Annotated in this window: 8 protein-coding genes and 4 pseudogenes; 1 reads left to right on the top strand and 11 read right to left on the bottom strand. The window is 69.8% G+C overall.

Going from position 1 to position 12,290, the window contains the following annotated elements:
* Window positions 1-86: 86 nt before the first annotated feature.
* From AB0M83_RS39265 to AB0M83_RS39245, 5 genes and pseudogenes are all read right to left on the bottom strand, one after another.
* A pseudogene (locus tag AB0M83_RS39265) lies at window positions 87-914 on the bottom strand (biotin-dependent carboxyltransferase family protein); the annotation flags it as partial.
* On the bottom strand, window positions 911-1,522 hold the full coding sequence (locus AB0M83_RS39260; RefSeq protein WP_364525336.1) for an allophanate hydrolase subunit 1: 612 nt from the start codon (window positions 1,520-1,522) through the stop codon (window positions 911-913). The gene AB0M83_RS39260 and the pseudogene AB0M83_RS39265, both read right to left, overlap by 4 nt.
* On the bottom strand, window positions 1,519-2,271 hold the full coding sequence (locus tag AB0M83_RS39255; protein WP_364525333.1) for a 5-oxoprolinase subunit PxpA: 753 nt from the start codon (window positions 2,269-2,271) through the stop codon (window positions 1,519-1,521). Before AB0M83_RS39255 ends, AB0M83_RS39260 begins: the two co-directional genes overlap by 4 nt.
* A 1-nt stretch (window position 2,272) precedes the next feature.
* Window positions 2,273-3,067 carry a putative hydro-lyase gene (locus AB0M83_RS39250; RefSeq protein WP_364525331.1) on the bottom strand — a complete coding sequence of 265 codons (795 nt, stop codon included), beginning with the start codon at window positions 3,065-3,067 and terminating at the stop codon, window positions 2,273-2,275.
* Between the two features lie 10 nt (window positions 3,068-3,077).
* Complete coding sequence (locus AB0M83_RS39245) at window positions 3,078-4,322, bottom strand: MFS transporter (protein WP_364525328.1); 1,245 nt, start codon at window positions 4,320-4,322, stop codon at window positions 3,078-3,080.
* Window positions 4,323-4,436: 114 nt separating this feature from the next.
* On the opposite strand from AB0M83_RS39245, the gene AB0M83_RS39240 reads away from it, so the two are divergent.
* A complete protein-coding gene (locus AB0M83_RS39240) occupies window positions 4,437-5,159 on the top strand; it encodes a GntR family transcriptional regulator (RefSeq protein WP_364525326.1) in 723 nt (240 codons plus the stop codon).
* Here the strand turns inward: AB0M83_RS39240 and AB0M83_RS39235 are convergent, their stop codons facing one another.
* The 6 genes and pseudogenes from AB0M83_RS39235 to AB0M83_RS39210 form a co-directional block, all read right to left on the bottom strand.
* Complete coding sequence (locus AB0M83_RS39235; protein ID WP_364525324.1) at window positions 5,160-5,819, bottom strand: DNA alkylation repair protein; 660 nt, start codon at window positions 5,817-5,819, stop codon at window positions 5,160-5,162. It abuts the gene before it with no gap.
* 247 nt (window positions 5,820-6,066) lie between these two features.
* Complete coding sequence (locus AB0M83_RS39230) at window positions 6,067-7,377, bottom strand: ricin-type beta-trefoil lectin domain protein (RefSeq protein WP_364525322.1); 1,311 nt, start codon at window positions 7,375-7,377, stop codon at window positions 6,067-6,069.
* 110 nt (window positions 7,378-7,487) lie between these two features.
* Window positions 7,488-9,095 (bottom strand): annotated as a pseudogene (locus tag AB0M83_RS39225) (ricin-type beta-trefoil lectin domain protein); the annotation flags it as partial.
* 248 nt (window positions 9,096-9,343) lie between these two features.
* Window positions 9,344-9,710, bottom strand: a pseudogene (locus AB0M83_RS39220) (RICIN domain-containing protein); the annotation flags it as partial.
* Window positions 9,711-9,791: 81 nt separating this feature from the next.
* Window positions 9,792-10,172, bottom strand: a pseudogene (locus AB0M83_RS39215) (glycoside hydrolase family 75 protein); the annotation flags it as partial.
* Window positions 10,173-10,477: 305 nt separating this feature from the next.
* A complete protein-coding gene (locus tag AB0M83_RS39210) occupies window positions 10,478-11,728 on the bottom strand; it encodes a family 16 glycosylhydrolase (RefSeq protein ID WP_364525320.1) in 1,251 nt (416 codons plus the stop codon).
* Window positions 11,729-12,290: the final 562 nt, after the last annotated feature.

Here is a 12,290-nt window from a genome sequence, read left to right as displayed (position 1 = left end):
GGGTTATAAAACCAGGGGGGGGGGGCGGGGCATCGCGCGGGGGGGTGGGGGGGGCGGGCCGCCCACCCCCGCCCCCCCCCCCACGACGCGGGACGGAAGCTCACTGCCTGACCCGGACGCAGCTGGGCCGCCACATCGAGGTCGTCCTCCTCGACGACCGCGATCACCGGGTAGCCGCCGGTCGTCGGGGAGTCCGCGTGGAACAGGATCGGCCGCCCCGAGGGCGGCACCTGCACCGACCCGGGCACGCACGCCTCGGACGGCAGCTCGTCGTGGCGGAGCCGCTCGAGGGCGGGTCCGGTCAGCCGGATGCCGACGCGGTCCGAGTCCGGCGAGACCGTGTACACAGTGGACAGCAGCTGGTCCGGCGAAGCGAACCAGTCGCGACGCGGTCCCGGCGTGACGCGCAGGACCGGCGCCGCCGGCAAGGCCGCGCGCGGGGCCAGGTCGGCCGCCGGGAAGGCGCCGGGCGTGCCCACCGGCAGCAGCATCCCGGCCGCGAGCGGCGGCGGCCCCAGCTTGCCGAGCGTGTCGGTGGACCGTGAGCCCAGCACCGGGGCGACGTCGATCCCGCCGCGCACCGCCACGTAACAGCGCAAGCCGGCGGAAGCCGTGCCCAGCACGAGTTCGTCTCCGGGCCACAACGTCATCGGCGCGTTCATGCCACCCGGCGACACCGGGCACAGCGCGCCGGTCACCGCCACCGTCGTGACGGCCGACGCGCGCAGCACCAGCCCGCCGAGCGTCACTTCCAGGGCCGCGGCGCCGGGAGGATTGCCGACGAGCCGGTTGGCCAGCCGGTACGACCCGCGATCCGCGGCGCCGGACCGGCCGACGCCGAGGGCCGCGTGCCCGGGCCGGCCGAGGTCCTGCACCGTCGTCGTGAACCCCGGCCGCACGACTTCGAGCTTCACGTCGTCACCGCCTCGAACCGCACTCGCGTGCCCGGTGGCAGGAGGTTCGGCGGATCGCGGTCGACGTCCCACACCGGCACGTCCGTCCGGCCGAGCAGCCGCCAGCCGCCGGGCGACGCGCTCGGGTACACCGCGCTGTACTCCCCGGCGATCGCCACCGAACCCGCCGGGATGCGGGTCCGGGGCGTCGACCGGCGCGACACGTGCAGCACCGGGTCCAGACCGGACAGGTACGCGAACCCCGGTGCGAAACCGCAGAACGCCGAGACGTAGGAACCCCCGCTGTGCCGGGAGATCACCTCGGAGACGCTCAAGCCCGCCTCGGCGGCGACGTCGGCCAGATCCTCGCCGTCGTACCGCACCGGGATCACCACCTCGGCCGAAGCGGACACCGCAGTGTCCACAGGGGACACCTCGCGCAACAGCGCGCCCAGGCGTCCGTCGTCCGTCACCGCGGGGTCGAAGCGGACGAGCAGCGTCCGCGCCGCCGGGACCAGCTCCTCGACCCCCGCCAGGTCCGACGACGTCACGGCCGCCTGGAAACCGAGCACGTCGTCCAGCTCCACCAGCACCGCGCGCCGCCCGCACGGCAGCAGCCGGACGGTCATCCGGTGAACGCGGCGAGCGTGACGTCCGCGGCGGCCAGGCCGTCGCGGATCCGGCGGGCCAGCTCCACCGCGCCCGGCGTGTCCCCGTGCACGCACAGGGAATCCGGGCGCAGGTCGAGCCGGTCGCCGTCCGCCGTCACGACACCGCCGCCGGTCGCCATGCCGACCGCCCGCTCGGCCACCGCCGCCGCGTCGTGCAGGACCGCGCCCGGCTTCTTGCGCGACACGAGCTTGCCCTCGGGGGTGTACGCCCGGTCGGCGAACGCCTCCGCGTACGCCACCACGCCCGCTTTTTCCGCCTGCCGCTGCATTTCCGAGTCCGGCAGGCAGAGCAGCGCGAGCGCGGGGTCGTACCGGCGCAGGCCCTCGACGATCGCCGCGGCCTGCTCGACGTCCACCGCCGCGGTGTTGTACAGCGCGCCGTGCGGCTTCACGTACGTCACGCGGCTGCCCGCCGCGCGGGCGAACGCGTCCAGGGCGCCGATCTGGTAGAGCACCTCGTCCGCCAGGTCGTCCGGTGCGACGTCGAGCGCGCGCCGGCCGAACCCGGCCAGGTCGTGGTACCCGACGTGCGCCCCGATCGCGACGCCGCGTTCGGCCGCCAGCTCGCACACCCGCCGCATCACCGACGGGTCGCCGGCGTGGAAGCCGCACGCGACGTTCGCGCTGGTCACGATGTCGAGCATGGCTTCGTCGTCGCCCATCTTCCAGGCGCCGAAGCCCTCGCCGAGGTCGCTGTTCAGGTCCATTTCAGTCCACCCGGTATTCGCTGTCGTGTCGGTCGGTGATGAACATGTACCCGGGCGCGTGGGTGATCGCGAACGGGGGCCGCGACGCCATCAGCGCCGCCTGCGGGGTGACCCCGCAGGCCCAGAACACCGGGACGTCACCCCGCTCCGCGTCGACGGGATCCCCGAAGTCCGGCCGCGCGAGGTCCTCGATCCCGAGCGCCCGCGGATCGCCGACGTGCACGGGCGCGCCGTGCACGGCCGGCATCGCGCGGGTGATCCGGATGGCGTCGTCGACGCGGTCTTCCGGGATCTGCCGCATCGACACGACCATCGGCCCGAAGAGCCGGCCGGCGGGCTCGCACTGCCGGTTCGTCACGTACATCGCGACGTTGCGGCCCTGGTCGACGTGCCGCAGCGGGACGCTCTCGGCGGCGAGCGCCGTCTCGAACGTGAAGCTGCAGCCGATCGAGAAGGCGACCATGTCGCTGCGCCACAGGCCGGTCGCGTCGGACACCTCGCCGGCCAGCACGCCGTTCTGCCAGATCCGGTAGCGCGGCAGGTCGGTGCGCAGGTCCGCGCCCTCGGCGAGCCGGGTGGCCGGGTCACCGGGGTCGGTGACGTCGAGCACCGGGCACGGCTGCGGGTTGCGGGTGCAGAACAGCAGGACGTCGTAGGCCCAGTCCTCGGGCACGGCGATCAGGTTGGTCTGGGTGAAGCCGTTGGCCCAGCCCGTGGTGGGGCGGGCGGTGCCGCGGCGGAACACTTCGCGCGCCTGCGCGGGGGTGAACGTCGCGGGTTCGTCAAAGGTCGTCATGAGTTCCCCCTCAGTCGACGAGTTCGATACCCCGGGTCTCCGGCAGTCCCAGCAGGGCCAGCACGGCGATGCCGTATCCCAGCGCGCCGAACACGATCGCGCCGCCCGCCCCGAGGAAGCCCACGACGGTCGGGAAGATCGCGCCGACCGCGCGGCCGAAGTTGTACGTGAAGCCCTGTCCCGTCCCGCGCAGCGACGTCGGGTACAGCTCGGCGAGGTACGCCCCGAAGCCGCTGAAGATGGCGGACATCGAGAAGCCGAGCGGGAAGCCCAGGACGAGCACGAGCCCGTTGGCGCCCTTGGGGATCTGCGTGTACGCGACGATCAGCCCGGCCGACAGGATCGCGAAGGTCAGGAAGGTTTTCTTGCGCCCCATCAGGTCCGTGAGGTAGCCGCCGCAGACGTAGCCGACGAAGGCGCCGGTGATGAGGAACGCGAGGTACCCACCGGTGCCGATCACGGTCAGCTCGCGCGTCTTCTTCAGGTAGGACGGCAGCCACGTCGAGATCGTGTAGTACCCGCCCTGGACGCCGGTGGCGAGCAGCGCGGCGAAGAACGTCGTGCGCAGCAGGTCGGGCTTGAAGATCTTGAGGAGCGTGCCCTTCGGGCGTTCGGCCTTCAGGCGTTCCTCGGCGCGCGGCGCGTCCTTGACGCTTTTGCGGACCCACAGCACCAGCAGCGCGGGGATGACCCCGGTCCAGAACATGATGCGCCAGGCCACGTCGTCGCTCGCGACGCTGAACACCACGGTGTAGACGACCACCGAGAGGCCCCAGCCGACCGCCCACGCGCTCTGCACGAACGCCACGGTCCGGCCGCGGTAGCGGGCCGAGGAGTACTCCGCGACCAGCGCGGCGCCGGCCGCCCACTCGCCGCCGAAGCCCAGGCCCTGCAGGGCGCGGAAGACCAGCAGCGTCTCGAAGTTCGGCGCGAACCCGCAGAGCACCGTGAAGATCGTGTACATCGCGATGGTGATCTGGAGCGTGCGGACGCGGCCGATCCGGTCGGCCAGCATGCCGGCGCCGACGCCGCCGATGGCCGACACGACCAGCGTCGTCGTGCCGAGCAGGCCGGCTTCACCGCTCGAAATGCCGAAGTACGCGGTGATCGCGGCCAGGCCGAGCGGCAGGGTCTGGTAGTCGAACGAGTCCAGGCCGTAGCCGCCGAACGCGCCCACGAAGGCCCGCCGCCCGCGTTTGCCGAGCGTGCGGAACCAGTCGAACGGCCGGGCCTCGGTAGCAGTAGTCGCAGTCATGGGTACCTCCTGGCCAGTGTCTCATCGTGGCGTGCCTCACACAGTAGGGATTGTTGAACAATTCCACAAGACGGCAATTGGATCGTCCTCGGTGTGACGGGTACCATCGTTGAGGTGGTCATCGAAGACAGTGACGTCCCGGGCCTGGAGGCCGACCGCGGTCTGGTCAGCCGCAAGAGCACGGCCGAGCGGGTGGCCGGCGTCCTGCGCAAGCGCATCGCCGAGGGCTTCTTCCTTCCCGGCGGCCGGCTGTCGGAGCAGGACATCGGCAACGCGCTCGGCGTCTCCCGCAACACTCTCCGCGAGGCGTTCCGGCTGCTCACGCACGAACGGCTGCTGGCCCACGAGCTCAACCGCGGGGTCTTCGTCCGCATCCCGAGCATCGAGGACGTCGTCGACATCTACCGCGTCCGCAAGATCATCGAGTGCGCGGCGGTCCGCGGGGTGACGGCGAAGCCCGCCACGTTCGCGCGGATCAAGGAGAAGGTCGACATCGGCGACGAGGCCGCGCGCACCGGCAACTGGAAGGACCTCGGCACCGCGAACGTGTGGTTCCACCAGGAGCTGGCCGCGCTGTCCGGCAGCGAGCGCGTCAACGAGCTGGTCGGCAGGCTGACCGCCGAGCTGCGGCTGGTCTTCCACATCATGGCCGAGCCGCGCCGCTTCCACGAGCGCTACCTGCCCCGCAACCACGAGATCCTCGACCGCATCGAGGCCGGCGACGGGCCGGGCGCGGAGCAGCTGCTGATGAAGTACCTCGAGGACGCCGAGGAACAGCTGGTCGAGGCGTACGCCGACCGCGCCGACGCGGCCCGGGCGGCCGTCGCGGCCGACTGACTACTTCTTGCGGCGCACGACCTCGGTGATCCAGACCGGCGCGAACGGCGACGTGCAGCCCGGCGGCGTCGGGTAGTCCTTGAGCACCTCGAGGCGTTCGCCGATTTCGATGGCGCGGGCGCGGTGTTCGACGGATTCGATCCCGATTTGCGCCAGGCAGTGGTTCATCGCCCACTGGAGGCGGTCCGGCGCGTCCTTCATCTCCTTCTCGATGACGTCGAGCAGATCGTCGAGGCCCTCGGGCTGCTTCGCGACGCTTTCGGTGGTCAACGCCCAGCCGGCGCTCGCGACCACCGGGTCCGGGTCGGCGAACCAGCTTCGCCGGAGTTCGCCGGCGTGCGGGCTCTTCTTCACGACGTAGTTGACGAGCCAGTCGTGCACCTTGGGGGTGCGGGCGCTCCGCAGCATGGCGTCCAGCTCGTCGCGCTCGAACGCCTTCGGGCGGCAGATCAACGTCGCGAGGAGCTTCGCCGCCGTCTCGTCGGTGGCCCACAGCTCACGGGCGAGGTCCTGCTGCGTCTTCAGCCGCTTCGCGACCGCGCGCAGCTTGGTCAGGTTCACGCCGTGGTCGTCGCCGTGGTTCTCGTTCACGGCGCGGACCTTGGGATCTTCGAGCGCGGCCAGCTCGGCCAGGACGTCGGCCACCGTCGATTCGGACACGGCGGCCAGTCTAGGGTGCCCGATCGGGCATCTTCGCCATCCGGAGGCACCAAAACCGGTTCCGGGTCGATAACCTCTGAGCGGTTTCGCCGCCGGAGACCCCCAGCGGCCGGCGGAACCACACCGCTGCCGGGCCGGGGCCTCCCCAGTGTCACGGTCCGGCAGCCCAAGCCCCAATGCTCTGAAGGCCACCATGAGGGCGTCCAGTTCCCTCATGGTGGCCTTCAAAGGCTTTCTCGTGCCGGGGTCAGCCGGCGTAGCGGGCGAAGATCCTCGTGAAGTCCCACGCCTGCTGGGAAACACCCGAACAGGTGTCGTCGTTCGGGTAGGCGCCCGGACAGGGGCGGTCGCGGTTGGCCGACCAGAACGTCAACCGGGCCAGGTGGTGCTGGTTCGCGTAGGCCAGGATCGTGGTGAAGTCGTTGAGCGTGACCGTCTCGTTGTTGTCGGTGATGCCGTTCATCGACGAGATGCCCATGTGCCGGTAGGCCGTGTCGTCGTCGTAGCCGTAAGCCGACTTGACGACGTTCTTGAGGCCCTCGGCCGCCCGCTGCGTGAGCGTGCCCATGTTCTGGCCGGCGCCGCCGAAGTCGAACGGCATGATGACCCAGCCGTCGACCGTCAGACCCGACTGCGCCGCCCGGTTGACCAGGCTGTTGTCCGGACCGGACTGACCGGTGCCGAAGGTGACGTACAGCTTGATCCCCGGGTTGTTCGCCCGGACCGTCTTCAGCGCGTCGACCGTGCGCTGCTGGACGGTCGGGTTGCTGTAGGCGTCGGCCTCGATGTCGATGTCGATCGCCTTGAGACCGTAGGCGTTGATCACCTTCTGGTACGCCGCCGCCAGCTCACCCGCGCTGCCGCACGACGACTCCAGCTTGTTGCCGGAGTAGCCGCCGAACGACGGGATGACGTCGCCGCCGCCCGCGCGCACCGCGTTGACGGTGTTCTGGTCGACGCCGCCGGTCAGCGCGCGCCCGCCGTCCCACATCGGGTTGCAGTAACCGTTGGACAGGACGAACGCCAGCGTGAACCACTTGACGCCGGTGGCGTTCTGGATCGTCTGCGGGCTCGGCGGGTTGCCCCAGCCGTTGTAGAGGTACGGCGCGACGGCCATCACGCCCGGGCCGGGCGGCGGGGTCGTGCCGCCGGAGGGAAGCGTCCACTGCTGGTTGGCCGTGCTCGCGCACGTCCAGATCTGCAGCCGCGTCCCGTTCGCGCTGGAGTTGCCGGTGGCGTCGAGGCACTTGCCCGACCCGGTGTTGACCAGGTTCTTGGCCGCGTTGGCCGTCCACTTCTGGGCGGTGGAGCCGTTGCAGTCCCAGAGCTGGATCGTCGTGCCGTTCGCCGTGCCCGCGCTGGTCACGTCGAGGCACTTGCCCAGCGCCTGCAGGGATCCGTCGGAGCCGACCGTCCACTGTTGAGCGTTCGAGCCGTTGCAGTCGTACAGCTGGATCGCCGTCCCGTTGGTGGTGCTCGCCGCGTTGACGTCGACGCACTTGCCGCCGAGGCCGGTGATGGGCCCGGTCGCCGCCTGTGCGACTCCCGGGGCGAGCACCAGCGCCGATGCTGCTGCTACAAGAGCGCCGAATACCGCTGCTCTTCGGGGGTTCCGGGTGGCGGAGCCCCCGGCCCGGGACGGAGCCCCGGTTGTCACTGCCAGTTTCCTCATGCGGGCACACTCCACTTCTGATTGGCCGCGCCAGTGCATGTCCAGATCTGCAGCCGGGTGCCGTTCGCACTCGAATTGCCAGTCGCGTCCAGGCACTTGTTCGACGCCGCCCCGACGATGTCCCGGGCCGCCGTCGCCGCCCACCTCTGGTTCGCCGTCCCGCCGCAGTCCCACAGCTGCAGCTGGGCACCGTCCGCCGTGGACAGTCCGGTCACGTCGAGGCACTTGCCCAGCGCGCGGATCGTGCCGTCGGTGCCGACCGTCCACTGCTGCGCGCTCGAGCCGTTGCAGTCGTAGAGCTGGACGGCCGCGCCGTTGGCGCTGCTGGCGTTAGCGACGTCCAGGCACTTGCCGCCGAGTCCGGTGATCGGGCCGGTCTTGCCGGTGCTGCCGCCGCTGCCCTGGTTGCCGGCCCAGGTGAACGTCGCCGACGTGTGGCCGGGCAGGGTGTAGGTGAACGAGGAGTTGCCCCAGTTCACGCGCACGCTCTGGTTGCCGGTGCTGGTGTTGTACGCGATGAGCGCCTTCGAGCCGTCCGGGTTCTTCCAGGCGACGTTGCGCACGGTCGAGTTGTCGTTCGAGTCGATCCGGTACGCGCCCGGCTTCACGAACTTCGTCAGGTGACCCATCGTGTAGTACTCGACGGTGTAGTCGACCTGGCCGTTGCGACCGTCTCCATTGTGGACCGTCACCAGGCCAGTGCAGGTGTCGCAGCCGCCGTTGTGCGGGTTGTGCGCCTGGTCCATCGCCAGGCTCCACTTGGTGACCGTGCGGCTCCAGTTGCGCGTGTAGTCGACGATGTTCGTCATGTCCTCGGCCTGCTGGTTCGACACCCAGGTGCCGCCCGAGTGCTCGGTCGAGTACGCGTTCACGCTCGGGTACTGGTTGTGCACGGTCGTCTGCTGCGAGACGTTGCCGCCGTACCCGTGCCACGCCATGCCACCGAAGTTCGGGTGGCTGCGGATCGCGGCATCGTCCATTGTGGGCGCGGCGAAGGACTGGTACTGGTCCCAGTTCCAGTCGAGTGCGAGGACCTTGGTGGACAGGCCGGCGTTCTGCAGTGCCGGCAGCAGGTTGGTCTTGGTGAAGTACGCCAGCCCCGCGCCGTTCCAGTTGGTCGACGGGTAGCTCGCGCAGCACGTCGGCTCGTTCTGGACCGACAGGTAGTTGATCGGCACGCCGGCGGCCTGGTAGGCCTGGACGTACTTGACGAAGTACTGCGCGTAGGCCGGGTAGAACTGCGACTCGACCCAGCCGAGCAGGTAGCTGTCGTTGTCCTTCATCCACGGCGGCGCGCTCCACGGCGACGCCATGACCTTGATCTGCGGGTTGAGCTGCAACGCCTGCTTGGTCAGCGGCAGGACGTCGGTCTGGTCGTGCGCGATGGAGAACTTCGTCAGGTTCGGGTCGGTCTGCCCGGCCGGCACGTCGTCGAATGTGTAGCTGTAGCGCGCGATGTCCGACGCGCCGATCGGGTTGCGGAGGAAGCTGATGCCGATGCCCGCGTTCGGGTCGAACAGCTTCTGCATGACCTGGTTGCGGGTGGTGGCGCTGAGCAGGTTGCTCGAGTTGAGCAGCCACGCGGCGGAGTCGGTGAACGACGCGCCCGCGCCCTCGAACTGCTGGTAGGTCGTGTTTTCGTTGACGTTGATGGTCTGGCCGCCGGTCCCGGTGCCCGCGGTGAAGCTGATCGGCGTCTGCTGCTGCAGGCCGCGGGTGACGTTGACGCCCTTGGCGTCGTCGGTGGTGGTGAGCCAGACGTTGACGGTCTCGCCCGCGGCCTGCGCGGGCACGGCGAAGGTGGCGGCGGCGAGCGCGGTCACCCCGAGCATGGAGAGCAGAGAGCGTTTTCTCATGGCAGAGTCCACTTCTGGTTCGCGCCGGTCCCGCAGGTCCAGATCTGGAGCCGGGTGCCGTTCGCACTCGAGTTGCCCGTGGCGTCGAGGCACTTGCCGGAGCCGGCGTTCACGAGGTTCCGCGAGCCGTTGGCCGACCACTTCTGCGCGTTCGACCCGTTGCAGTCCCACAGCTGGGTCGGGGTGCCGTTCGCTGGTGACGTCGAGGCACTTGCCGAGCGCGCGGACCGTGCCGTCGGTGCCGACCGTCCACTTCTGAGCGGTGGAACCGTTGCAGTCGTACAGCTGGACCGCGGTGCCGTTGGCGTTGCTCGCCGCGTTGACGTCGACGCACTTGCCGCCGATGCCGGTGATCTGCCCCGCGTTCCCGGCGGGCGGCGTGGTGGTGCCGCCGGCGAACTGCGTGGCGACCTGCTCGCCGAGGCTGGTGGCGGTGGCGTGGTTCTCGATCGGGTCGACGTGCGTGTTCGGGAACACGATGTACGTCACCGGGCCCTCGGTGCCGCCGTTCGACGGATCCGGGTTGATGCCGAGGTTCACGGCGGTGGCGTAGGACGCCTCACCGATGATGCTCGTCGGGCCGGTGTCGCCGACCACGGCGTAGGTGACCTGGTTGTTGTAGACCACCGCCACGACGGAACCGCCGTCGATGCCGTAGTTGCGGTAGTCCCAAGTGGACGTCGGCTGCGGCAGCACGATGTAGGGCAGCTGCGCCGCGTTCAGGGGCTGGTCGGTCGAGGTGTGGAACGCCGTGTCCGGGTAGAAGCAGCAGTCGGTCTGCTCGTTGCACTGCGACGTGCGGACGCCGTCGCAGTCGATGTCCATGTCGGCCGTGAAGAACACGGCGCCGTTGGCCTGGCAGACGGGCACGGTCGCCGCGCCGCCTTCGTCGAAGGAGTACTTGCCGTTCGAGATCTGCTGGCAGGACGTCGTCTTCGCGAGCAGCTGGCTCGCGGACGGCCCGGCCTCGACGGCGGCTTGGGCGGAGCCGGTGGTGAGGAAGGAAAGCGCTAACAGGGCACACCCCATTAGCGCGACGAGGAAACGTCGCACTGTGATTCTCCTTGTGGGGGAAGGAAATAGTGCCGGGTAAGCGGGCCGGGCGGGGCCCGCTTACCCGAGGTGGTGGATCAGGGAGTGGTCCACTTCTGGTTGGCGCCGCCGCCGCAGGTCCAGATCTGCAGGCGGGTGCCGTTCGCGGAGCTGTTGCCGGTGGCGTCGAGGCACTTGTTCGCGTTGGGGTTCACGATGTCCTTCGCCCCGGTCACGACCCATTGCTGGGCACCGGTTCCGTTGCAGTCGTAGAGCTGCACCGGTGTCCCGTCGGCGGTTCCGGCCGCGTTGACGTCCATGCACTTGCCGAGCGCGCGGATCGTGCCGTCGGTGCCGATGGTCCAGTTCTGCGCGGCGTTGCCGTTGCAGTCGGTGATCTGGATCGGCGTGCCGTTGGCGGAGTTCGCGCCCGCGACGTCGACGCACTTGCCGCCGATGCCGGTGATCCGCCCGGTGCGCCCGCTCGGGGTGCCGCCACCGGTGTCATTGGTGACGTGGACGTAGTCGACGACCAGCTGCTGCGGGAACTGCGTGCTGCTGTTGGGGTCGCCCGGCCAGTACCCGCCGACGGCGAGGTTCATGATGAGGAAGAAGCCGTGGTCGTAGACCCAGCGGTTGCCGTTCAGGTCGGACGGCGTGCGGGTCTGGTAGAGGTTCCCGTCGACGTACCACTTGATCTGGTTGGGTGCCCAGTCGATGGCGTAGGTGTGGAAGTCGTCGGAGAAGTTGGGGCCGCTGTAACCCGCGCCGATGCCGCCGGAGCCGGAGTAGCCGGGGCCGTGGATGGTGCCGTGCACGGTGTTCGGCTCGAACCCGACGTTCTCCATGATGTCGATTTCGCCGTCGGTGGGCCAGTTTCCGCCGCCGAGCATCCAGAACGCCGGCCACATGCCCTGCCCGCGCGGAAGTTTCATGCGCGTCTCGAAGTGGCCGTAGGCCTGGCTGAACTTGCCGGCGGTGTTCAGCCGCGCGGAGGTGTACTCGCAGCGGCCGTACCAGCAGTTGTAGTTGCCGGGGTTTTCCTTCTTGGCGGTGATGACGAGGTGGCCCTGGCCGTCGAGCTGGGCGTTGTTGGTGCCCGACGTGTAGTACTGCCGCTCGTGGTTGTTGACGTTGTCGCCGGTTTCGAGCTGCCACTTCGACCCGTCGACGGCGGCGCCCGCGGGGCCGTTGAAGTCGTCGGTGAAGGTGGCCGCGGCTTCGGCGGCGGGTGCGCTCAGCGCCTGCTGACCGACGAACAGCAGGGAGGCAGCGGCGAAGAGGGCTGCTGCTCTTCGCAACTTACGCGTCTTGCGGGGCTTGCGGGTTCTGCGGAACGAGGTGGACATCGTTGTCGCCTCTCTCACCAGGGGGACCGGCGTTCCGCGCGCAGCACGAAACGCGGGAGGGGGAGGTGGCCTCGCATGCCGGGGCGGCGGCAGGCGCGACCGGGCTTCACGACCCGGGGCGGGGGATGGGCCGTGAGGTGGTTCAGACCTTTGTTGCGCTTGGCAACAAAGTATGCATGGTCCAGACAAGCCGGGCAACCGTCGGACGGTCATTTTTTTTCAACCCGAATTAAGGGTGGGTGGGGGACTCGGTCGGGGCGTTGGGTGGGGTTCCGGTCAGTGGGGCATGGGGTTGTCCACAGGGTTGGCGGGTTGGGGACAGGTGGGGGGCTGGTGCGGGATTGGGTCGGGTTTTGTCGGGTGGGGTCGATACGCTGGAGCGGGGATGGACCCCCGGGGAGGGTGGGCTCTGCGCGGGGGCGGTCGTCGACGGGGTTGGCCCGTTGTGGGCAGATGAGCTGCCGGCATCCCGATGTTGTCGTGGTGGACCTTCCGGCCCCGATGCCGGCGCGGTGAACCTTCCGGCGCCCCGATGCTGGCGCGGCGGCCCTTCCGGCACCCT

The organism is Amycolatopsis sp. NPDC051106 (assembly GCF_040682775.1).
GTDB lineage: Bacteria > Actinomycetota > Actinomycetes > Mycobacteriales > Pseudonocardiaceae > Amycolatopsis.
This window is presented reverse-complemented; position numbering and strand designations above follow the sequence as displayed.

Bases quoted from the DNA above. Each gene is read 5' to 3' on its own strand.
- AB0M83_RS39260 (WP_364525336.1), bottom strand. From the start codon at position 1,522: ATGACCGTCCGGCTGCTGCCGTGCGGGCGGCGCGCGGTGCTGGTGGAG.
- AB0M83_RS39255 (WP_364525333.1), bottom strand. From the start codon at position 2,271: ATGGACCTGAACAGCGACCTCGGCGAGGGCTTCGGCGCCTGGAAGATG.
- AB0M83_RS39250 (WP_364525331.1), bottom strand. From the start codon at position 3,067: ATGACGACCTTTGACGAACCCGCGACGTTCACCCCCGCGCAGGCGCGC.
- AB0M83_RS39245 (WP_364525328.1), bottom strand. From the start codon at position 4,322: ATGACTGCGACTACTGCTACCGAGGCCCGGCCGTTCGACTGGTTCCGC.
- AB0M83_RS39210 (WP_364525320.1), bottom strand. From the start codon at position 11,728: ATGTCCACCTCGTTCCGCAGAACCCGCAAGCCCCGCAAGACGCGTAAG.